Source organism: Clostridium aminobutyricum (assembly GCF_017255415.1).
GTDB classification, from domain to species: Bacteria; Bacillota; Clostridia; order Peptostreptococcales; family Anaerovoracaceae; genus Aminipila; species Aminipila aminobutyrica.
The window spans coordinates 386,892-408,423 of the sequence record NZ_JAFJZZ010000001.1 but is presented as its reverse complement, the minus strand read 5'-3'; the positions used below and the strand labels follow the sequence as shown (position 1 = coordinate 408,423).

The window sequence follows — 21,532 nt, the reverse complement described above, 5'->3', positions numbered from 1 at the left end:
AATTTATTGTACTTTCAACTAGATTAATCATTATGTAATTTCCTTATTCAAAAAAAAAATTTGCTTTTTCTCTCCACGTTAATTCATTTAAGTCTTCTGTTTCGTCCAATAAAAGTCCGTGTTCAACCGACTCATTGGTATGCGGTTTTACCGAAACAAAGGTGGTATAACCTTCTGCCTTTAATTCTCCCGTCTTCTCTGAAATCAATCCGACTCGAACAGTAAGGCTCTTCTTTCCTGCCCGTACGACTGTCCCGCAAAAGCTAATGATTTCTCCGGGTTCAACTGACTTTTCAAAGCTGAATTGATGCGTATTTTTATATAAAAGCCCATGTCCGTCCCCATATTCAAGAGATGCGGAAATAAAAGAAGCTTCTACCATCCATTCAATTGCTCTGCCGGCATATAAATTCCGGTGATGATTTAAATCCTCTAACTTCACCATATGTGTTGTCTTGTAGGTTTTCATATGTCATTTACTCCTTGATTAATTGAAGAAGTTCATTCACAATCTCGTTTTCCGAAACGGTTTTCACAATTTTGCCTTTCGCAAAGAGTACACCTTTCCCTTCGCCGCAGGCCACACCAAAATCCGCTTCTTTCGCTTCTCCAGGTCCGTTCACGGCACATCCCATCACCGCTACCGTAATTCGAGGAAGACTTTTCAACTCCCGCTGCTTCTCCACGTCCTCCAAAGCTTTCTCAATTTGCAAAGCGATTCCCTCCAAATCCACTCTCGTACGTCCGCAGGTCGGGCAGGAAACCAGGTTTACACCGGAAGGTCTTATCCCTATGGTTTTTAGAAGTTCTTTTGCAAAATGAACTTCCCGAACCGGATCCCCTGTCAGTGAAATCCGCATGGTATCACCAATACCGGCAAGAAGCAACGCCCCTATTCCAACCGCAGATTTCAGTTTGCCGCTATTTACGGTTCCTGCTTCGGTGATTCCGATATGTAATGGATGGTTTGTATTTTCAAATACAAGTTTATGCGCTTCATAATTCAGCCTTACATCCGAAGCCTTTAGGGAAATCACAATATCCTCAAAATCAAGCTCCTCTAAAAGCTTCACATTTCGAAGCGTGCTCTCTGCCAGCCCTGCCGCAGTAACTCCTCCATATTGTTGAACGATATCTTTCTCAAGGGATCCTGAATTAACGCCGACCCGGATTGGAATACCTCGTTCCTTTGCCGTTTCAACCACGGCTTTCACTCGATCGATGCGCCCGATATTTCCCGGATTAATTCGTACTTTATCCGCCCCATTCTTCATGGCGGCGATCGCCAATCGATGATCAAAATGGATATCGGCAACCAATGGTACCACCACTTGTTTTTTTATTTTGCTGAAAGCTTCCGCCGCCTCCATGTCCGGAACAGCTAAACGTACAATGTCACATCCGGCTTCTTCCAATTGCTTAATCTGAGTCACCACTCCCTCTACATTTCTCGTGTCTACATTCGTCATCGATTGTATAGAAAGAGGTGCGCCCCCGCCAATTATTACATTACCACATCGAACACTTTTGCTCATGATTCCACTCCAACACTATTTTAAAATAAATCGCCCGATATCCTGCCATGTTACATAGATCATCAAGCCGAATAAGAGCATAATTCCCACGAAATGGATACGGCCCTCTATTTCATCCGTTATAGCTCTTCCGGTCACTTTCCTTATAATTAAAAATACCAGTCTTCCTCCGTCTAAAGCCGGGAATGGCAGCATATTCACAATGGCTAGGTTTAAACTAATCAATGCAGCCAAGTTAGCGACATAGATGAAGCCGTACTTCACCGAATCGCTTACCGCCACCGTGATCCCAATAGGTCCTGTCAATTCTTTTGCAGATACCTCTCCGGTAACAAGCTGACCGATTACGTCTACCATGCTGACGGTCATATGCCAAGTAGCCTTTCCTCCGGTTACAATGGCACTTCCTACACTTCGTGAAACATCCGGTGTAATACCAACAATTTTTCTTCCGGTCGCTTCTTCCGCTGCCAACTGCATCGTATAGGTCAACGCCTTATTATCTCGCTCAACAGTAATCGATACCGTATCGTCTGTTTGGCTTGAAATAGCAGTAGTGATATCGTTCCAGTCTTTAATTTTATATTGTTCAATCGCTACAATTTTATCTCCGACCGATAGGCCTGCTTCTCTTGCAGGGCTGATCTCACTGAATTCGCCGATAACGGTAGTCGGTATCCCGATGTAATAAATGCTGCACGCCAAGATTACGACGGCAAGCAATAGATTCATAAAAGCACCCGCAACAATAATAATGGCTTTTGCCCACAACGGTTTACGGCCGAAAGAGCGTTCATCATCCGAGTCGTCGTCCTCCCCTTCCATGGCACAAAAACCGCCTATCGGGAACAGTCTTATGGAATACCGTGTTTCTCCTTTCACTTTTTTCAATAAGATAGGTCCCATACCGACAGCAAATTCATTTACCTTTACACCAACCGATTTGGCAGCAATAAAGTGTCCGCCTTCATGTACCATCACCAGTATGCAAAACATGATTAAAGCATATATAATCGTCATCTAACTTTGCCCCTTTCGAAGTAACTCAATCCCCTTTTAAATTTTGTTTATAACAAGTTACTTTATATCATTTATCCAACAAGCTCCTTCACCAACCGTCTAGCCAGCTGATCGGCTTCCAAGATATCCTCTAATTTTAAATTATAACTTGGAACATGGGAATGGAGTATTCTTTCTATATTATTCTGTATATCTATAAATTTAATCTTTTTATTTAAAAATAGTTCAACTAATGCTTCATTGGCTCCATTGAGTATCACCGGATAAGAACCGCCCTTCTCTACTGATTCATACGCCAATTGAATCGTTTTGAACACCGTTAAATCAGGTTTTTCAAATGTTAAATGGGCACCCATTCCAAATAAATCTAACGGTTCAAAAGCATTTTCTAATCGATCCGGATACCCCAACGCATAGCTGATTGGGACACGCATATCCGGATTGCCAAGCTGCGCTATAATAGAATGATCCACATATTCTACCATGGAATGAACCACACTCTGAGGATGAACAGCGACTTGAATTTTATCGACCGGTACGTCAAATAACCATTTCGCCTCGATTACTTCCAGCCCCTTATTCATCATAGATGCGGAATCAATCGTGATTTTGCTTCCCATGTTCCAATTCGGATGTTTTAAAGCCTGTTCCAGCGTAACATGTTCCAGCTGTTGTAAAGTATAACCCCGAAAAGGCCCGCCGGAAGCGGTTAAATAAATTTTTTTAAGTTGTTCCCTTTTATTCCCTTCTAATGCTTGAAATATTGCACTGTGCTCACTATCAACCGGAAGCAGCCGAATTCCTTTTTCAGCAACTTTTGTCATCACGAGTTCTCCTCCGGCAACGAGCGTCTCTTTATTCGCCAGTGCGATATCTCTTCCTTGACAAATCGCATGATAAGTCGGCACCAAGCCTCTCATTCCAACCAGAGAATTCAACAGGATATCGTACGAGGAGGCTGCAGCTTCCACAAGCCCTTCCGGACCATGTAAGATTTCAATGCTTTTATGTATTTGTGCCAGCTCACGTGCATCTTCTTCTTTATCTACAACAACAATCAACGGATTAAATTTTTTAATTTGCTTCGATAGAAGCTCTGTATTCTTTGCACAAGAAAGCACCGTCACCTGAAAGCGATCACGGTTGTTTTCAATAATATCAAGTGCTTGCGTACCGATCGATCCGGTACTGCCTAAGAGTGCAATTTTTTTCATTCTATTTTCCTATAATACGAGGGTGATATAGTAGTAAATGATTGGAGCGGTAAATAACACGCTGTCAAATCGATCTAAAATACCCCCATGTCCCGGTATTAAATTACCATAGTCTTTAATGCCCATCTTTCTCTTAAAAATGGAGGCTGTCAAATCCCCAAATTGAGAAACAATGCCGCCCAGAACACCAATTACCATGCAATGAATAAATACATCCGGGGCAAAGAAGTGCCCGAAAACACCACACAGGATAACGCTTCCAAGCGTACCTCCGATGGCGCCTTCAATGGTTTTTTTAGGGCTGATGGTCGGACAGAGCTTATGTTTTCCGAAAGCATAGCCTGTAAAATAGGCCATCACATCGGTACCGAAAGCGGTTAAAAAGATCAGCCATACCAGTATACTGTATTCCGCTGTCTGCTCCACGAGGGCAACATGAAAGGAAAAAAATACGACATAAACGATACCCGTTATCGTTGCCATTGCATCTTCCAAATTTCTTTCCTCAATCTTAAACAGATATAATAGACTAAGCAGTATGGAACCGAAAAACCACAGCATATACCAATCACTTCCACCAATCAACAGATTGATAGCGTAAAGTGCGATGGTGCTGATATACGCTACGGAATAAGACGGTTTCATGTTCAACGACTTAAAACCGTTATAGAACTCTCGCACACCCATGATTCCGATAGCAAAACAAGCAAGAGCCAGAACCTTGCCTCCCAGCACGACTACAATCAAGAGCGGGGTCATGATCAGTCCAGATAATATTCTTGTTTTCAAAGGTTACCTCCCACCAAAGCGCCTGTCTCTGCTTTGATATTCTTCCATTATTTTCATGTATTCTGCCGGTGAAAAATCCGGCCATAATACATCCGGGAATGCGAATTCACTATACGCAGACTGCCAGAGCAAATAATTGGACAATCTTCTTTCGCCGCTTGTTCGGATGATCAAATCCGGATCCGGAATATTATGAAATAAACCGCCGGTATATAAATGCTGTCCAATCATTTCTTCTGTTATCTGTTCTGGTGTAAATTCTCCATTTTTTACTTTTTCACTGATTAAGCGGACCGCTTTTGTAATTTCATCGCGGCTGCCGTAATTTAATGCTATATTAAACTGGAGACCGGTATTGTTTTTAGTGGTACCCAGCGCCTTTTCCAATCGTTCAACAGATTCCTTCGGAAGTTTAGAATAATCTCCCAAGATGTTAACTTTTACGTTATTTTTATGAAGTTCTTTCAGTTCCTTATCAACATATATAACAATCAATTTAAATATGCCGCTTACCTCTTCCACAGAACGCTTCCAGTTTTCCGTCGAAAATGCATATACGGTCAAATGTTCCACACCCCATGCAGAAGAGCTCTTTACAATTTCCTTCATGGCTCTCATGCCTGCATTATGTCCCGCAAGCCTTGTCGTATTATTTTTTTGTGCCCATCTGCCGTTGCCGTCCATAATGATAGCCACATGCTTTGGGATATTTCTCTCGTCTAACATGGTACAAAACCTCACTCTTAAAAACGGATATGACTGCTTGCAGCCACATCCGCCAATAGAATCCTTATTAAGCCAACCTCAATTTAAAGTCTATGTGCTATCAATCTTTCCAAAAACCAAGCAAGGCTATTCACACTATACTTCTAATATTTCTTTTTCCTTTGCGGCTACAATATCATCAATATCTTTAATTGTCTTATCAATCTTCTTCTGGATTTGATCCAATGATTTTTTTAGGTCATCTTCTGTAATTTCTCCGGCCTTTTCCTGCTTTTTAAGCTCATCATTGGCATCTCTTCTTTCATTTCGAACAGCAACCTTCGCATCCTCTCCATATTTCTTTACAGCTTTCGTGATTTCTTTTCTTCTTTCCTCTGTAAGCGGCGGTATGGTTAATCGAATCATTTTCCCATCATTGGAAGGAGTGATTCCAATATTCGCCATATTGAGAGCCTTCTCAATATCGGATATTATTTTTGGATCAAAAGGTGCAATCAATAAAGTTCGTGGTTCCGGAGCAGAAATATTCGATAGGTTTTTAAGCGGTGTTGGGCTTCCATAATAATCCACCGTAACCTTATCCAATAAGGCTGGATTTGCTCTTCCTGCTCTGACTGTGTTTAATTCTTCCTTTAAAACGGAGAGGGTCTTTGTCATTTTTGTTTCAAGGACTTCCTGCACATTAATACTCATAAATTCTTACTCCTCCTAAATTTTTACCGAACGATCGTTCCTATTTTTTCACCATTAATGGCCTTTAACATATTTCCCTTTTCAGAAACTCCAAATACATGAATGGCAATATTATTTTCCATGCACAGAGTAGCAGCCGTTATGTCCATCACACCAAGCTGTTTTTCTATTACTTCTTTATGGGCTAATTGGTCATACTTGATTGCATTCGGATCCACTTCAGGATCCGCAGAATATACTGCGTCTACTTTCTTTGCCAAAAGAATCACATCTGCATCAATCTCCGCTGCCCGGAGTGCAGAAGTTGTATCTGTTGAAAAAAATGGACTTCCTGTTCCTGTTCCGAAAATAACCACCTTCCCGGCCTCTAAGTGTGAAATCGCTTTCTTTCTATTGTATGGCTCTGCAATCTGTGTCATCGAAATGGCCGTTTGTACAGCAGCCGGTAATCCTTGTTTTTCAAATGCATCTTGTAATGCCATTGCATTCATTGTCGTTGCAAGCATCCCCATATAATCTGCGGTAGCTCGATCTATACTTTGTCCAGTTCTGCCCCTCCAAAAATTTCCTCCGCCTACTACAATTGCAATCTGTACGCCCAACTCATGAATTTCTTTAATTTGAGCAGCAATACCTGAAAGCATTTCATCGCTGATTCCAAATTTGTCCGGTCCGGCAAGTGCTTCACCACTTACCTTAATCAGAACTCGTTTATACCTAGGTTTCATAAAATTCTCCTTATATTTAAGCTCGATAGGATTTAATTCCTAGCGTTCATTATAACATAGAATAGTTTAGCGTTCACCTATTTTACGTTTTTTTCTTCAATAAGTGTCATCTTTTTTATAATTGGTTTTATACGGCTTGAGACACGTACAAATCACCAAAAAATAGCATATAGATTAAGAGGATTGAAAAACAGTTAATATATTGCGGATCACTGCAGCTAAATCACGTGCAGACCATTTTGCACTTTTTAAGTACTTATTTTCGTCGAGATGTTCCTGCTGTTCAAGCAGATCCAGCATTTCGATAATCCCATTTAACGGAGTATAAATTTCCTGGGATATATGTAAGAAAAATTCTTGCTTTGCTTCCTGAAGCTTTTTTGCATAATCCAACACCGTCCCTAAGTTTTCTTTGATCTGCTTTTCTTCCTTTGTTTGATCAGCTTTCTGCTGCGTCTCATTTAAACTCTTTACATCCGTAAAAACAGCATAATAAACAACTCGTTCCTCATTGTGTTCTATAATTTTTGCCTTTACATTCACCCATCTAAAGCCTTGCTGTCTGTGAATCATCCTAAAATTTACGTCAATAGGCTTGTTTCCAAGCATACTTCGCTGCAGTGCCGTCGTGATAATTTCTACATCATCCAGATGAATACAAAAGAAAGCATCGTTCTGCATCAACTTTTTGTATTCTTCCTTTTTATATCCTGCTAACTGACAGAAACCGTCATTCGCATAAACCCCTCTTATTCTGTCAGTCACTTCAAGAATGACAATACCCGCCGGTATATTTTCAACCAGCTCCTGCAGCTGCGACGCTGTATGTTCTTGTTCATTCAATAAACTCTTTCTCTTGGTTATATCCATATAAACGCTCTGAAGAACCGATTCTTCTTCCGTAACAATTTTCTGTAAGATACCTCTAATCCAAAATACGGAGCCATCTACTCTGCACATCTGATACTCGAAATCAATCGGCTCCGTTTGTTCAAGAGCTTGTGCAAATAAATGATTGACGTAATTCGTCCATTCAGTCGGAATAAATCGATTAAATCCTACTCCCAGTAAACGTTCATAGCCACTGCTGTCTTCAAAACCGCAAAAAACAATAGCTGCTTTATTGCAATATTTCATTTTCGGCATAGGATTGCAAGAGAAATGCGTAATTGCACAGGGGATCGTCTGAAAAAGATTATTTAAAAATTTATAATGTATTTCGCTCCTTTTTATCTCACCTTCTGTCTTTCTGTCAGAAGAATACGACATGGAGTTCTCAACGGATTGTTTACCGTCATACTGATTCAATTCGTTGATCACGTTTCCCTGAAGAGTATGTTTTTCCCTTATCGTGTTTACAACACTCCTACTTTTTTTCATTCATTTTTCCCTCACATACTACCGAAAAAACGGTTCATTAAAATAATATTTAATTGTAAAATACAAAGTGAACAATAAAATATGTTCATATTTTATCACTTAATGTTTTGACTGTCAAAATTCAAAATGCACCCTTAAAACCTGCCGCTTTATTGGGTGCATTATGTTTATCTATGAAGTTCAATCGTTCCCGCCTCCGAAGCCCGGATTGAAGTAAAAAAGCTGTTATTTTTCCGATTGTCTTACAATCCTATAATAGCTCTTTGCCGTAAATAAGTAGCTGAGACCGTAAAAAACAGCGAACACAGCAATAATGACAAAAGTATTCGTCACAATGAGACTTGTATTATAGAGGTTCAATGCATACAACAAATTTATAATCATATGCAGGCCCATAAAAGTATGGATAATTGCACCAATCAAAGGGAACGAAAAGACGAGTAAAATTTGTTTTCTTATCGTCACTTTTACATCCTCATCACTCATGCCCACTTGCTGCATAATTTCAAAATTGTTCCGATCTTCGAAACCTTCAGCAATTTGCTTATAATACATAATCAGTACCAAGCATATTGTAAAAATCAATCCGAAGAATACGCCGATGAATAAAAGCCCTCCGTTCATTGATTTCGTCATGGCCCCCCATTCTATCGCATTCTCACTGCTTATCCATCCTTCGAATCGGGAGGTTTGTTTGAATAGCTCCGATAAGAATTCTTCTTTGTCCGATTTTTCACCTTCCATATTGAACCGTATATTATCATATAGCATAGGCTCCTTTTTGGAAAGCACTGCAGCGATATGTTGTGCTCCTGCAAGATCACTTGTTATAATATAATAGGTACGATTCGAATAGCTGTTTGGCTCTTTCGGATCTAGCGTAAAGGCTTTTAATTCGGACTTGATGCGGTAAGCTTGATCATTCAATAAGATACGGTCATAGCCGAAATTCTTTGCAGTGGAATAAATCAACACCTCATTCTCTTGAAGTATCTCTTTTTTTCCTTCAATACGGTTGTATGCCTCCACCGTTAAAATAACAAGTTTTTGCTGGTTCTCCTGATAGCCGGGTTCTATATCTGCTGAAAAATGGTTGTCATTTTCCAAAGCAATTACCTGATAATAGTTCCATTCTTTTTTATCCGATATATTTACATCGTTTTTGAATGCCAATGCGTTCATCTCATCACCGAATTGATGAATGTCCTCCGTTGCAGCGGCATCGAAAACATACACTACATCATACGGAAATCGGAACTTGATTACGTCCTCTTCCCCCAGTGAAAGAGAGATCGTGCACAGCAGCGTGATGATGATCATGGTGCTGAATATACAGATATTCACCAAGCTGGCGGCACTCTTCTTCATGCGGTAAATCATTCCGGAAACGGTGATATAGTTTTCTTTTTTGTAATAAAATTTTTTGTTTCTCTTTAATATTCTCAAAAATACAATACTTCCGGCAGTAAACAAATAATAGGTTCCTATCACGACAAAGAGAACAGCAAGAAAGAAAAACAGAAAAATCATTCCGTTTAGCTTTGCCACAGCGGCTATCGCATATCCACTGCCTAAAAACAACACGCCAAGGATGCTAAAAATCCATAAATGTTTTGGCTCCTTTTCTCCCTGCTTGGGACTGCGCAACAGTTCTGCCGGATTGGCTCTGGTCACCTGAAACAAGTTGGTCAGTACATTCAGAAGCGAAACGATACCAAAAAAAATCATCGTTGCTTTGAAGCTGGACATCGAAACCGTAAATTCGGTATCAATGGGCAGTCCCGACACATTGAGCAGTATCAGAAATACCAGCTTCGAAAAGATGATAGCCGTCACGATTCCCAGAAGTAATGAGAGGGCATAGATGAGCAGCGTTTCAATCAGCAGCATCATGCTGATATGCTTTTTCTCCAAACCCAAAATACTGTATAATCCAAGCTCTTTTTTCCTTCGTTTGATCAAAAAGCTATTAGTATAAAACAGAAAAGGTGCTAATATCAAGCCAAGCAAAAAAATACCGATCTGCAATAATACCATCACATACATGGCATGCGGTATATTTTCCATCACTTTATTGTGCAGAATGCAATTGAATATAAAAAATACACATACAGAAAAAGATGTCGTTAAAATATAGGGCAGATATACCATTCGATTCTTCCAAATACCGGTCAGTGCAAGCTTTGGCAGAAGAGTTCCCGTATTCATAGTACTTCCCCTCCTGCTTGAATAACCGTCAATGTATCCGCTATTTTCCGATACATTTCGTCATCTGTAGAATTTCCTCTATAAATTTGATGAAACAAATTCCCGTCTTTAATAAACAATATTCTGCCCGCGCATTTGGCGGCTTGAATGCTATGTGTCACCATCAAAATGGTCTGCCCCAGTTTATTGACTTCGGCAAATAAATGTAACAATCCCGTGGCTGCCTTCGAATCAAGAGCCCCCGTCGGTTCATCTGCCAAGATAAGCTTCGGTTCTGTAATGAGCGCCCTCGCTGCTGCGGTTCGTTGTTTTTGTCCTCCGGATACCTCATAGGGATATTTCTGCAACAATTCACTAATTCCCAATTGTCTTGCTAACGGCAGCAATCTTTCATTCATTTCATCAAACTTTTTCCCCTGTAACACTAAGGGCAACAAGATATTGTCCTGCAAAGAAAGGGTATCTAACAAATTAAAGTCTTGGAATACAAAACCTAAGTTATCTCTTCTGAATGCGCACAATTCCTTGTTTTTAATCGCATGAAGTGACTCTCCGTCCAGTAAAATTTCTCCCTTTGTCGGTTTATCCAACGAGGCAAGTAAATTCAAAAGTGTTGTCTTCCCGGAACCGGATTCCCCCATAATAGCAACATATTCCCCCTTTTCAACTGAAAAGCTGATATCTTCTAATGCCTCTACCTGATTTCCCCCAAAACGCATTGTATAAATTTTTTTGACATTTTTTACTTCCAATAAAGTCATAATTTTTACCCCCTTTGATTATGTCTTTAGTTATCTTAACAAAAAAAGAAACATAACGCCTTTATATTAGCTTACATTTCTTCTTTGAATCTTTCATTATTGTAAGGTTGATACGAGGTATCGAAGTAAAGATAAAATTGACTTCCTTTTCCGACTTCGGAGCTTACAGAAATACGATAGCCTAATTTATCAAGTGCTTGTTTGCATAGATAAAATCCGATTCCGGTGGACTTTTTATCCATTCTGCCGTTAAATCCGGTAAATCCTTTTTCGAATATCCGAGGCAAATCTTCCTGCTGAATACCGATTCCGGTGTCTGAAATCATTAAGACAGGCTCAGGACTTTCCTCATATCGAATCGAAATTCCTCCCGTGAAAGTATATTTAATGCAATTCGAAAGAATCTGCTCTATCACAAAGCTCAGCCACCGTTCATCAGAAACCAAGAGTGCATGAAACTCTTCAAGGTTTAGTGCTAGCCTTTTTTCAATAAAGCTGATAGAATATTTTTTCACAATCTGTTTCACGATTTCGTTCAGATCGCATTCCTTCAACAATAAATCAGAGGACATATTATTTAATCGGAAATAATGGAGCGCCATTTCCGCATAATGTTCCACTTTAAAAAGCTCCTGCTCCAGCAGCAGCCTATTGAACTTCTCTTCTCTGGACTGCAAAAGCAGTCTCATAGCCGCTATCGGTGTTTTTATCTGATGAATCCATAACGTATAATAATCCGTGCTTTCCGCCTCCTGTTTCCTCATTTGATCATACAAACTATTGCGGCGGTCAAATAGCTCTTGTAATAATTCTGCATAGGATTTTTCAATAAAGCTATTTGTCTTCGGTATTTGGTTGATTGAAACATCAAGATTTATATATTGTTCGTATAAGGCCTTATAACAACGCCTATAGGTTAAGAAACTGCTGCAAAGAGCAATCGTACCTAAAAAAAGGCAGATTTCTATACTATAAAGGATAGGATCTAAATCACTATGGGACAACAGACCTACTGACAGCGTTATAAAGGCAAACAAAACAAACAATCCAATATATTTTAATTGATCTGTCAGCCAGCTTATAAACAATTTTAGATTTGACACTATTTCCATAACAAACGCCTACGGTTCGGTTCGTTTCTTTATCCTTCCAGAATATAACCGATTCCTTTCTTCGTGGTAATAAAATCCTTCAAGCCACACTCATCCAATTTTTTACGGAGCCTGGTAAAGTTGACCGCCAAAGTATTGTCATCGATAAAACAATCACTGTCCCAAAGACTTTTCATAATGATTTCTCTTGATACGATCCGTCCTTTATTTTCAAACAGCAATTGTAATATTCGAAATTCATTTTTTGTCAGTTCCACCTTTTGCCCTTCTATTTCTAAGCTCGCATTAGAAAGATTCAAAACAACTCCTCGGTGTTCCACAAGATTAGCACGTTCATAAAAAGAATAGGTTCTGCGCAGCATGGCTTGTATCTTAGCGAGCAAAACTTCAAAGCTAAATGGTTTTGCAATAAAGTCATCCCCGCCCATATTCATTGCCATCACAATGTTCATTTTATCATTTGCAGAAGAGATAAACATAATAGGTACCTGTGACAGCTTCCTTATTTCACTGCACCAATGGTATCCATTATAAAACGGGAGGGTCACATCCATCAAAACCAAATGCGGATTAAAGGCAGCAAATTGTGTAGTCACTTGGTGAAAATCCGAAACACATTCCACTTGATATCCCCATGTTAATAAATATTTTTTTATCTCTGAGCTTATCACAGCATCATCTTCTACAATCAACACTTTATAATTCATCTTGTCCCCTTTCACCTATAAAAAAGTATATCATAGCCTATTGAAAATTAAAAATTAACAAAATATAAATAAGCATAGAAATTTTATTTTTATCGATTAGGCTAACCTTTTCCTGATTTTTACCGATGTATTCTGACATATAGTCAAAAAAAAAGAGTGTCTCAAAACCTTCATATAGGACCTGCAGATTTTGTCTGCCTATATGATTGTCTTCAGACACCCTTTGTTATTATTTCACATCGTATAAGACCGGTAAATTTCTAATCTGTGGATCGGAAATCGTAGTCATGATAGAAGTACAGTGATTATGAAGGAAGTCCTCCGTCCCCATGGATATTCCTTGGTGGTTCAGTTCTTTTCGAACTAAAACACAAATCTCTTCGATTAATTGCACCTTTTTCGCCGTATTTTCGGTAATATCCGGCATGTTGACGAGGCGCTCAAGCATCCGCTTTATTTCGGGAAGAACCGAAAGTTGTTCCATTCCTCTGAACATCCACTTATAAAAAGGCATATATTTTTTATTCAAGAGATACACCGCGGAAACTGTCGCCTTTACAAATTCACTGCATGCCATATAAGCCGCTGCCTGTTCTCCCCTTTTCATGCAGCGTTCATAATTGTATTGACCGGATTGCGCCATCGTCGCCAATCGAGCAACCAATTTCTTTAAGAAAATATCCTTCGGATAAAATTGAAGAAGTTCATTTCTAAAAGAAGTAAACTGTCCTAATGAATCCGTAAAAACTTTTCCGCTTGTAACCGTGCAAAGAGTTGTTTCAGGAAGCATGAGCCAATCCACATTCGTTTGCGGTATTTTCCCAATATATTTCTTATAGAATTCAGGAATGCTGAAAACGCCGATTCTTCCTTTGCCTTCCGGTGTCTCGATACGCTGTTTGTTTTCAAAGCTTTTGGGAAGCGAATCATAGGCTTGCTGCATCTGCGCTCCTACTTTTTGAAAAATATCTTCCGGAAGCCAAATGCAGAAACCAGGTCCGAAATCATGGTCTTCCGAAAACTCATCATCAAATCCAAGGCATTCGGAGCCTTCCCCTACTAAGCCTACTGCCGCATATTGTTGATATTGAGGGAATTGATCCGCCAAAATCGCTTTACCATAGGCATGATAATAGGCTTCGGATAACTCTAATCCCGACATTCTGTTTCCATTTGACTTATTCCTATTTCCTGTAAAATTGCTTTCCGTGTTCGCATGTATGGAAGGATTGGTCAATTTCTGGTAGACCTGCTCAAGATTTTTGCGTACTGTCTCATACGCTGTATTCTCGCCATAGTTCTGTTTAATCAGATTCAATGCTTGTTCGAAATATTTTGCAGAAAGTGTGTAGTTTCCCTGGTGATAGTATAACTCACCCATAGCCGTTATGGTGGCCGCATAATGAACATCCACTTTTCCGCCTTGACCCAGAAAAATTCTTTCTGCGGTCAACAGATGTTCTTCCGCCTCTTTATAGCGTTGGTTCTTCATATATCTGCATGCCAGTGTGGTATGGGTCGTCGCTAATTCTGTCTCGGAATTCGGTATTCTTTTAATTATTTCCAAAGCCTTTTCAGCATGTTCTATGGCTTTATCTTCTTGGTGCAGCTGCTCATATACATGGCTTATGTTGTTATATAAAGCTGCCATCCTGTAATCGTTGCTTAAGCCTTCCGCTTCAAAGATTTTAGAAACTTGTAAATACAGATAAAGGGCTTCCGAAAAATCTTTTTCTTCCGAATATACACTGGCCAAATTTAATAATGTAGTACCGTGTTGAAGGGTATTGTCCAATCCTACCAGCTTCAATGCCTCTATTGCAACCTGATAGATTCGTTTACCATCTTCCGTCCTGTTTGTCACTCTATAGATACCGCCGAGTTCATTGGCGATAGCAATTACAGCTGCAAAATCTGCATTTTGCTGTGCTTGCACTAAAGCATCCGTTACAAACTGTTCGACCTCTTTAATCCCTCTTGTTTTAAACATCGAGTCGAGTTCTTGAAAAAATTTATTTAAATCCATTGTTCTTACCCCAATTTATGTTTATTACAACTGCATTTTACTTTCTGCATCTTCCATCGAGACATATCCATACAATTTTACCATGGTGCTTTTTACCACCAGCACGATGTTTTTGTCCGCTGCTCTATTCACCCGAATGTGTTCCAGATACAGTTCCAAGGTATCTTTAGAATAAGTTTTCAGTTCTCCTATTGTATAGGTTTCTACTGAGGTAAAACCGTCGTTGTCTTCTTCAAATGCAATCGTTCTCCCTGCTTTGCTCAATGTTGGGTACTTTAATGCAATTTCCTTTTCACATTCTATCAAATAATCGGTTATCTCACGAATAATCAACATTGATTCCGTATCCACCTTTGGCAAAAATGGTGCAAGCTCAGTTCTATAGTAGTCGGGAGCAGTAAATTCCATCATATAGGCGTATTTCTCCATCACTAGGTTTCTGCCTTGCAAAACAGCCGCATTTAAATCCTTTTCATAGCTCATCAGCATTCGGTCCGTCCACGCACTATACTGACTGCACCTCATGACATGAAATGTGTTCCAGTCGTTCTGACAGTCCGCCCTTCCGCCTATGTTGTTTACTTTTTGAAACATCTCCCATTCCGTCTTTATAATTCTATCTACAGCTTGTCTTCGTTCTTCTTCGCTTGAATATCCAAACATAAGCGTCTCCTTTTCTGTAATGCTATATTGCTCAACCTTATATTTGCATGAGCTTCCGTTTAATATAGGTATATTATATCCATCCTTCCTCTTTTTGTATATGTTTTTTTGGCAAGCTTCTGGATTGTTAAATCTTCCCTTTTACTCATTCCCAATATATTTCTTTATTACAATATTACTTGTAAAATGTGCATTATTTCGTCACTGTTCTTCTTTTCTTTTATTATATCCTTTTTCGTCGTATGGCTGTAATTTCACCAGCCACATTTTCTCCATCTGCTTTAACTCCCATTTAACATCGGTTTCCGGCTTTACTTCTTTTTGCTCCAGAACCTCATAGTCAAATACTTCTGGTCCCTGCTGCTTCCATTCTTTTTGCAATTCCGCATTGGCGAACCGGCCGATTTCTAATTGGCCACGTAATGTTAACCAGCGATTTTTAAGATTCGAACAAGTACCTATATAAATCTTCCCATTTTTTTCATTTTTGATTTGAAATATCCCCATATAAATTTTTATTTGTTTATATTGTTCAACCAATTCCTTTCGTCTGTTTTTATCCATGTTATTTCCTCTTTCTACTTTATATTTAAATTTATTTCAGTAATTTAGTAATTTACTAATAATATATCATATTTTAATTTCCATGTCAAATCACTAACTCAGTAAATTACTAATTTAAAATAGCAGTTTACTTTTAATAACAAGGCGTACGATGTGTCACACCATAAATGTCTGCAGTATTATGTAAGATAAAATTTAAAAAGGATATTTATAGGTGATGATAATGAGATTATGTTATGAAGGTTTAACAGGTAAAGTAGTTACTCCCTGTAGTCAAGAATATGAGGAAGCCCGGCAAGAGTGGAATTGGGCAATACAGAAATTTCCCATTGTTATCGTATATTGCTATACGATTGAAGATGTCAGCAATGCTGTTTGCTGGGCAAGATGCCATGGGATCGGTATCCGGATAAGGTCCGGAGGTCATCATTACGAGGGATACTCCACAGGAGATAATATTCTTGTTATAGATGTCAGTCAAATGAAGCTTATACGTCTTAACGAAGCCGACAATACGTTGATGGTCCAAAGTGGAGTCACCAACGAGCAACTTTATAATTACGTGGGATCAAGAGGATATCCTTTCCCAGGAGGAACCTGCCCTACAGTAGGTGTTGCAGGATACGTCCTTGGAGGCGGATGGGGATATTCCAGCAGGTACATGGGCCTAGGCTGTGACAATTTATTGGAATTGGAAATGGTAAATGATCAGGGCAACGTTCTCAAAGTCAATGAGAAATGCAATCCGAACTTGTTCTGGGCATGCAAAGGTGCAGGCGGAGGTAACTTCGGCATCGTGACGTCTATGACGTTTCAATTGCCTCCAAAAACAGATCAGGTTACACTCATCGGTTTGCAATATGTAAACACGTCTCTCAGTACCAGAATGCAGTTCCTTGATATTTGGCAAAACTGGTTAGTGAATCTGGATGATAGAATAACCATCAATGCCAGCATATATAACTCTCCTGACCGCGGTATAGGAATCTTCGGAAAAGGATTGTTTTACGGTTCCTCCGTAGAGGCAGCGCAAATTTTGCAACCATTTGAACAGATACAAGGAGCCACTATAAATGTTCAGGAAATGACATTCCTCGAAGCTGTTCATAAAATTCAGGAAGTATATCCTGATTCCGAAAAATTTCAATCTACGGGTAGATTTGTGGATAGACAGTATAACATGGAGGAGATTAAAAATATTGTTGAACTGATTGATCAAAGGGCAGAAGGTTCGGTTTTTGCTACAGTGAGCGTCTCTGCTCTCGGCGGAAAAATAAGGGCAGTGAATAAAATGGATACGGCCTATTATTATAGAGATGCCGCTTACATCATCAGTATTCAATCTGTATGGGAAGACAATCAATATGCCTTCCTTAACAGAAATTGGCTGTATCAGAAATTTGAGTATTTAAAAGGTATAACGAACGGATCTTATATTAATTTTCCGTATAGCTATTTAATAGATTATGAAACGAACTATTACGGTGAGAATACCTGCAGATTGCAGCAGATAAATAAGCACTATGATCCGATGGATGTTTTTCATTTTCCTCAATCCATACGGTGAGCTTAAGAATATCACAGAATGGCAAATGATAAATGCTCCCCATGATTCTTCAATCTGGAGAGCATTTTTTAAAGGCTACGGCGTCCATAACCCATTTCAATTAATAAGTTCGCAAGTGCATGCAAGCGCTCAGAAAGCAATTCATCGTCTCTGCTTAACGTTTGAGAAAATAATTTGATATCTTCATCAATCATTGGATTATCCTTGCAAATCTCAACAGTCATCGCATCTCCCTGCAATCCAACTCGGTCTATAATCGGATTATTTTCATCATACAATTTTGGATATCGATAAGCATTCATAAAATGCTCCTTCCCTTTGCATACCAAAATGGCCATATCGATCACTCGGTGCATCGGCAGTTCCTCGGATTGACGAGACCATTTTTCGCCTGTATGGCGCCAAACTTTTGCAGACACATCGACTTTGCCCCGATCATTCCATTGGGCAAGCCCCAGTGAAAGGCCTTTTGCATCGGATTCATACGCCTGTCTGCCATCTACATTTTCATAGTTTTCAACGACAATAACAGGTTTATGTTTAAGGGTTGTTGGAATTTTCATCATTTCACCTCTTTTTACTGATTTACTAAATTACTAAATTGATTGTAACATATAATTTTTATCCTGTCAATTTAGATAACCCGTATCAAGAGCAGGCATATAATTGTTTCGATCTATAAAGACGGATTTCATTATTTAAGTTCATTCCATGATATATCTGTATTAGAGGATAAAGAACGATCCTGCTATGATCGCATATACGGCAATAAGCTGAATGCCTTCCATCCAGTTGGATTCGCCGTCATTTGCCACACGATTGGCAATTAAAACAGAGAATATAAGAGCAATCAGCTCAAATTCATTAAAAATAATGCTCATCGGTGAGAACAATAAGCTTAAGAAGATCAGAACCGGTGTCACGAAAAGAATAATTTGCAGGCTGGAGCCCACCGCTATCTCTACAGCCACATCCATCTGATTTTTAACCGCCATCACGATGGCCGTACTGTGTTCTGCCGCATTACCGATGATTGGTACCAAGATAATTCCCACAAAAAGTTCACTCAGTCCAAAAGCCTCCGACATCGGTTCAACTGCACCTACAAAAATCTCACTTTCCACCCCGATAAAAATCGTGGCAATGACTAAAACGAGGATACCCCTAGACAGCGACCATTTGGCGGCACTTTCCTGACTATGATCTACAGAATAGATATCTCTATGTGTGAAAAAGGAAAATACCAAACTTAATAAATAAATGGAAAACATAATCACAGCCACCAATATGCTTAAGCCTTCATAGCGTGTCGTAAGCAATTCCGGCGCAACCGTATGAGTAAAAATGGCGGGTATGGTTAATCCGATCACTGCAAATAGAAGCATACTGGATGATATCTCTGTGGCCTGCTGATTGAAGGTTTGCCTCTTAAATTTCAATCCTCCTATCAACATACTGGCTCCGAGAACCAATAAAATGTTACCAATGACAGAACCTGCGATCGAGGCTTTTACCACATCGAAAAGCCCCGCCTTCATCGCAAAAAACGAGATGATTAATTCGGTAGCATTTCCAAACGTTGCATTCAGAAATCCACCAACGCGCGGGCCTGAATAAAAGGATATTTCCTCCGTCGCTTCACCCATTAATCCTGCTAATGGGATAATGGCCAAAGCAGAAAGAATAAACATTGCTGTCTGAGGTGCGCCCATGTATTCTGCAATGAAGCTCACCGGAATAAATATAAGTAAAATCCTGAGTATGTTCATTTCGTATCTCCTATTTTAATTGTCCATAAGTTAAATAGTATTATTGCCTATATTTCATAAAAAATAACTTCTGAATCCTGCTCTCATAAAAAGTAGCAAGACTCGAAAGCCTTGCTACTATATTAATTATGAATTATTCATTTAAATTCGTTTAAACTAGCCCTGAATCTGCTTAGCTACTTCTTCAGCAAAGTTCTCTTCTTTCTTTTCGATACCTTCGCCTACTTCGTAACGAACCATGGATGCCACCTTGATGGACTTGCCGATTTGCTTGCCAACTTCGTCAACATACTGTTTTACTGTTAAATCACCATTCTTTACGAACTTCTGATCTACTAAGCATACTTCCTTTAAGATTGCCTTAATCTTACCTGGAATAATCTTATCCATCATTGCTTCAGGCTTTCCTTCGTTTAGAAGTAACTGAATAGCGATCTTCTTTTCTTCTTCTAACCAAGCAGGATCAACACCCGTTTCATCCACGAACTTAGGATTCATGGAAGCAACCTGCATTGCAAGGTCCTTACCAACTACAGCTACTTCTTCAGCAGTTGCTTCTGTTTCAAGACCAATTACAACGCCAATCTGTCCGCCATTGTGGCTATATCCAACATATACACAGCCAGGAGCTGCCAGTTGTTCAAATCTTCTTACGTTCATATTTTCGCCGATCTTAGCGATCTTGTTGTTAAGAGCGTCCTGAACGGTTCCTTCGCCTTCATAAGCCTGAGCCATAAAGTGTTCCATCGACGTATCTGATGCATCTAAAGCCATTGCTGCAAGATTTGCAACAAAGTCAACAAACTCGTCATTCTTTGCAACGAAGTCTGTTTCAGAATTTACTTCAACAATCGCAGCCTTCTTCGCATCAGAAGAGAAAGCGAATTTAACAAGACCTTCTGCAGCAACTCTTCCAGCCTTCTTTGCTGCCTTCGCAAGTCCCTTTTCTCTTAGAAGCTCTACAGCCTTATCCATATCTCCATCGGTTTCAACTAAAACCTTCTTACAATCCATCATACCTGCGCCTGTCATTTCACGCAGTTCTTTTACCATTTGTGCTGTTACAGCCATAATCTTTTCCTCCTTCTTGCTCGCTAGGACGGAGCAATCCTGTTTTTATGCTTCTTCAGCAGCAACGACTTCTTCAATTGAAGTTGGTGCAGCATCTTCTTCTACTACAGCTTCTGCAGCAGGTCCTTCATCGAAGCTTTCTCCCTGATTTGCTTCAATAATAGCATCAGCCATTCTTCCTGCGATTAATTTTACTGCTCTGATTGCATCATCATTTGCCGGGATAATATAGTCAACATCATCCGGATCGCAGTTTGTATCTACGATACCAATGATTGGAATTCCAAGAATTCTTGCTTCTTTAACAGCGATTCTTTCCTTCTTAGGGTCTACAATGAATAATGCACCAGGCATTCCCTTCATTTCCTTGATACCGCCTAAGAATTTTTCAAGCTTTTCTAATTCTAACTTAAGCTTGTAAACTTCCTTTTTGGAAAGCTTTTCGAAAGTTCCGTCTGCTTCCATAGCCTGGATTTCATATAATCTTTTGATTCGTCCTGCGATAGTCTTATGATTTGTAAGCATACCGCCCAACCATCTTTCGTTTACAAAATACATACCGCATCTCTTTGCTTCGTCAGCGATAGCAGCCTGAGCCTGCTTCTTTGTTCCAACGAAAAGAACCGGCTTTCCGGAAGTTCCAACTTCCTTCATGAATTCGTACGCTTCATCAATCTTTCGAACTGTCTTCTGAAGGTCGATAATGTAGATTCCGTTTCTTTCTGTGAAGATATAAGGAGCCATCTTAGGGTTCCATCTTCTTGTTTGGTGTCCAAAATGTACACCAGCTTCTAGTAATTGTTTCATTGAAATTACTGCCATTTTTATTTTCCTCCTGGTTTTTCTTCCACCGCGATTTATCCCAAAAATAACCTTTCATGCAAGGCACCTACTTTTGAGTCATCCGGTGTGCAAAATAATAAAATTTAGTTTCTTTATATCGTTCAGAAATTATTTCTATTTCTTTTTACATAAAGAACCATCAAACACTATACTACA

General features: G+C 39.4%; 21 protein-coding genes. 1 reads left to right on the top strand and 20 read right to left on the bottom strand.

Annotation, left to right across the window (positions count from 1 at the left end):
* Nucleotides 1–43: 43 nt before the first annotated feature.
* The 16 genes from JYB65_RS02045 to JYB65_RS01970 form a co-directional block, all read right to left on the bottom strand.
* The gene (locus JYB65_RS02045) at nucleotides 44–469 is read right to left on the bottom strand and encodes an acyl-CoA thioesterase (protein ID WP_206580906.1); all 426 of its coding nucleotides are present in this window, start codon (nucleotides 467–469) and stop codon (nucleotides 44–46) included.
* Nucleotides 470–476: 7 nt separating this feature from the next.
* Nucleotides 477–1,535, bottom strand: a complete 1,059-nt coding sequence (gene ispG, locus JYB65_RS02040) for a flavodoxin-dependent (E)-4-hydroxy-3-methylbut-2-enyl-diphosphate synthase (protein WP_206580905.1) — start codon at nucleotides 1,533–1,535, stop codon at nucleotides 477–479.
* A 15-nt stretch (nucleotides 1,536–1,550) separates the two neighbouring features.
* Nucleotides 1,551–2,555, bottom strand: a complete 1,005-nt coding sequence (gene rseP / locus JYB65_RS02035) for an RIP metalloprotease RseP (protein ID WP_206580904.1) — start codon at nucleotides 2,553–2,555, stop codon at nucleotides 1,551–1,553.
* Nucleotides 2,556–2,626: 71 nt separating this feature from the next.
* Nucleotides 2,627–3,769, bottom strand: a complete 1,143-nt coding sequence (locus JYB65_RS02030; protein WP_206580903.1) for a 1-deoxy-D-xylulose-5-phosphate reductoisomerase — start codon at nucleotides 3,767–3,769, stop codon at nucleotides 2,627–2,629.
* Nucleotides 3,770–3,778: 9 nt separating this feature from the next.
* On the bottom strand, nucleotides 3,779–4,558 hold the full coding sequence (locus JYB65_RS02025; protein ID WP_206580902.1) for a phosphatidate cytidylyltransferase: 780 nt from the start codon (nucleotides 4,556–4,558) through the stop codon (nucleotides 3,779–3,781).
* A 3-nt stretch (nucleotides 4,559–4,561) separates the two neighbouring features.
* Nucleotides 4,562–5,284, bottom strand: a complete 723-nt coding sequence (locus tag JYB65_RS02020) for an undecaprenyl pyrophosphate synthase (protein ID WP_206580901.1) — start codon at nucleotides 5,282–5,284, stop codon at nucleotides 4,562–4,564.
* Nucleotides 5,285–5,419: 135 nt separating this feature from the next.
* Nucleotides 5,420–5,977, bottom strand: coding sequence for a ribosome recycling factor (gene frr, locus JYB65_RS02015; RefSeq protein ID WP_209010472.1), 558 nt, complete (start codon nucleotides 5,975–5,977; stop codon nucleotides 5,420–5,422).
* Between the two features lie 23 nt (nucleotides 5,978–6,000).
* Nucleotides 6,001–6,705 carry a UMP kinase gene (gene pyrH / locus JYB65_RS02010; protein WP_206580900.1) on the bottom strand — a complete coding sequence of 235 codons (705 nt, stop codon included), beginning with the start codon at nucleotides 6,703–6,705 and terminating at the stop codon, nucleotides 6,001–6,003.
* 174 nt (nucleotides 6,706–6,879) lie between these two features.
* Nucleotides 6,880–8,085: a PAS domain-containing sensor histidine kinase gene (locus JYB65_RS02005; protein ID WP_206580899.1), complete on the bottom strand. Its 1,206-nt coding sequence runs from the start codon at nucleotides 8,083–8,085 to the stop codon at nucleotides 6,880–6,882.
* A 225-nt stretch (nucleotides 8,086–8,310) separates the two neighbouring features.
* Complete coding sequence (locus tag JYB65_RS02000) at nucleotides 8,311–10,293, bottom strand: FtsX-like permease family protein (protein ID WP_206580898.1); 1,983 nt, start codon at nucleotides 10,291–10,293, stop codon at nucleotides 8,311–8,313.
* Nucleotides 10,290–11,054, bottom strand: a complete 765-nt coding sequence (locus JYB65_RS01995; protein WP_206580897.1) for an ABC transporter ATP-binding protein — start codon at nucleotides 11,052–11,054, stop codon at nucleotides 10,290–10,292. Before JYB65_RS01995 ends, JYB65_RS02000 begins: the two co-directional genes overlap by 4 nt.
* Before the next feature lie 71 nt (nucleotides 11,055–11,125).
* Nucleotides 11,126–12,166, bottom strand: a complete 1,041-nt coding sequence (locus JYB65_RS01990) for a sensor histidine kinase (RefSeq protein ID WP_206580896.1) — start codon at nucleotides 12,164–12,166, stop codon at nucleotides 11,126–11,128.
* Between the two features lie 29 nt (nucleotides 12,167–12,195).
* On the bottom strand, nucleotides 12,196–12,873 hold the full coding sequence (locus JYB65_RS01985; protein ID WP_206580895.1) for a response regulator transcription factor: 678 nt from the start codon (nucleotides 12,871–12,873) through the stop codon (nucleotides 12,196–12,198).
* Between the two features lie 229 nt (nucleotides 12,874–13,102).
* Nucleotides 13,103–14,899, bottom strand: a complete 1,797-nt coding sequence (locus JYB65_RS01980) for a DUF4037 domain-containing protein (protein ID WP_206580894.1) — start codon at nucleotides 14,897–14,899, stop codon at nucleotides 13,103–13,105.
* A 24-nt stretch (nucleotides 14,900–14,923) separates the two neighbouring features.
* Nucleotides 14,924–15,562, bottom strand: a complete 639-nt coding sequence (locus JYB65_RS01975; RefSeq protein WP_206580893.1) for a DUF4125 family protein — start codon at nucleotides 15,560–15,562, stop codon at nucleotides 14,924–14,926.
* 201 nt (nucleotides 15,563–15,763) lie between these two features.
* Nucleotides 15,764–16,126, bottom strand: coding sequence for a GIY-YIG nuclease family protein (locus JYB65_RS01970; protein ID WP_206580892.1), 363 nt, complete (start codon nucleotides 16,124–16,126; stop codon nucleotides 15,764–15,766).
* A 223-nt stretch (nucleotides 16,127–16,349) separates the two neighbouring features.
* Here JYB65_RS01970 and JYB65_RS01965 point away from each other — a divergent pair, with 223 nt between their 5' ends.
* Nucleotides 16,350–17,693 (top strand): FAD-binding oxidoreductase, encoded by a 1,344-nt coding sequence (locus tag JYB65_RS01965; RefSeq protein WP_245156555.1) that lies wholly within the window; start codon nucleotides 16,350–16,352, stop codon nucleotides 17,691–17,693.
* Nucleotides 17,694–17,761: 68 nt separating this feature from the next.
* On the opposite strand, the gene JYB65_RS01960 is transcribed toward JYB65_RS01965, so the two are convergent.
* From JYB65_RS01960 to rpsB, 4 genes are all read right to left on the bottom strand, one after another.
* The gene (locus JYB65_RS01960) at nucleotides 17,762–18,256 is read right to left on the bottom strand and encodes a DUF6530 family protein (protein WP_206581746.1); all 495 of its coding nucleotides are present in this window, start codon (nucleotides 18,254–18,256) and stop codon (nucleotides 17,762–17,764) included.
* 162 nt (nucleotides 18,257–18,418) lie between these two features.
* Complete coding sequence (cax, locus tag JYB65_RS01955; RefSeq protein WP_206580890.1) at nucleotides 18,419–19,462, bottom strand: calcium/proton exchanger; 1,044 nt, start codon at nucleotides 19,460–19,462, stop codon at nucleotides 18,419–18,421.
* 156 nt (nucleotides 19,463–19,618) lie between these two features.
* Complete coding sequence (gene tsf / locus JYB65_RS01950; RefSeq protein WP_206580889.1) at nucleotides 19,619–20,533, bottom strand: translation elongation factor Ts; 915 nt, start codon at nucleotides 20,531–20,533, stop codon at nucleotides 19,619–19,621.
* Nucleotides 20,534–20,578: 45 nt separating this feature from the next.
* Entirely contained in the window at nucleotides 20,579–21,355 is a 777-nt protein-coding gene (rpsB, locus tag JYB65_RS01945) for a 30S ribosomal protein S2 (protein WP_206580888.1), read from the bottom strand.
* Between the last annotated feature and the right edge of the window lie 177 nt (nucleotides 21,356–21,532).

What these genes read in the sequence shown, in the direction of transcription:
- JYB65_RS02030 (WP_206580903.1), bottom strand. Translation starts at nt 3,769, where the DNA reads ATGAAAAAAATTGCACTCTTAGGCAGTACCGGATCGATCGGTACGCAA.
- cax (WP_206580890.1), bottom strand. Translation starts at nt 19,462, where the DNA reads ATGAACATACTCAGGATTTTACTTATATTTATTCCGGTGAGCTTCATT.
- frr (WP_209010472.1), bottom strand. Translation starts at nt 5,977, where the DNA reads ATGAGTATTAATGTGCAGGAAGTCCTTGAAACAAAAATGACAAAGACC.
- pyrH (WP_206580900.1), bottom strand. Translation starts at nt 6,705, where the DNA reads ATGAAACCTAGGTATAAACGAGTTCTGATTAAGGTAAGTGGTGAAGCA.
- rpsB (WP_206580888.1), bottom strand. Translation starts at nt 21,355, where the DNA reads ATGGCAGTAATTTCAATGAAACAATTACTAGAAGCTGGTGTACATTTT.
- JYB65_RS02045 (WP_206580906.1), bottom strand. Translation starts at nt 469, where the DNA reads ATGAAAACCTACAAGACAACACATATGGTGAAGTTAGAGGATTTAAAT.
- JYB65_RS02020 (WP_206580901.1), bottom strand. Translation starts at nt 5,284, where the DNA reads ATGTTAGACGAGAGAAATATCCCAAAGCATGTGGCTATCATTATGGAC.
- JYB65_RS01970 (WP_206580892.1), bottom strand. Translation starts at nt 16,126, where the DNA reads ATGGATAAAAACAGACGAAAGGAATTGGTTGAACAATATAAACAAATA.
- JYB65_RS02005 (WP_206580899.1), bottom strand. Translation starts at nt 8,085, where the DNA reads ATGAAAAAAAGTAGGAGTGTTGTAAACACGATAAGGGAAAAACATACT.
- rseP (WP_206580904.1), bottom strand. Translation starts at nt 2,555, where the DNA reads ATGACGATTATATATGCTTTAATCATGTTTTGCATACTGGTGATGGTA.
- JYB65_RS01975 (WP_206580893.1), bottom strand. Translation starts at nt 15,562, where the DNA reads ATGTTTGGATATTCAAGCGAAGAAGAACGAAGACAAGCTGTAGATAGA.
- JYB65_RS01960 (WP_206581746.1), bottom strand. Translation starts at nt 18,256, where the DNA reads ATGAAAATTCCAACAACCCTTAAACATAAACCTGTTATTGTCGTTGAA.
- JYB65_RS01985 (WP_206580895.1), bottom strand. Translation starts at nt 12,873, where the DNA reads ATGAATTATAAAGTGTTGATTGTAGAAGATGATGCTGTGATAAGCTCA.
- JYB65_RS01965 (WP_245156555.1), top strand. Translation starts at nt 16,350, where the DNA reads ATGAGATTATGTTATGAAGGTTTAACAGGTAAAGTAGTTACTCCCTGT.
- JYB65_RS01980 (WP_206580894.1), bottom strand. Translation starts at nt 14,899, where the DNA reads ATGGATTTAAATAAATTTTTTCAAGAACTCGACTCGATGTTTAAAACA.
- JYB65_RS01995 (WP_206580897.1), bottom strand. Translation starts at nt 11,054, where the DNA reads ATGACTTTATTGGAAGTAAAAAATGTCAAAAAAATTTATACAATGCGT.
- tsf (WP_206580889.1), bottom strand. Translation starts at nt 20,533, where the DNA reads ATGGCTGTAACAGCACAAATGGTAAAAGAACTGCGTGAAATGACAGGC.
- JYB65_RS02000 (WP_206580898.1), bottom strand. Translation starts at nt 10,293, where the DNA reads ATGAATACGGGAACTCTTCTGCCAAAGCTTGCACTGACCGGTATTTGG.
- ispG (WP_206580905.1), bottom strand. Translation starts at nt 1,535, where the DNA reads ATGAGCAAAAGTGTTCGATGTGGTAATGTAATAATTGGCGGGGGCGCA.
- JYB65_RS01990 (WP_206580896.1), bottom strand. Translation starts at nt 12,166, where the DNA reads ATGGAAATAGTGTCAAATCTAAAATTGTTTATAAGCTGGCTGACAGAT.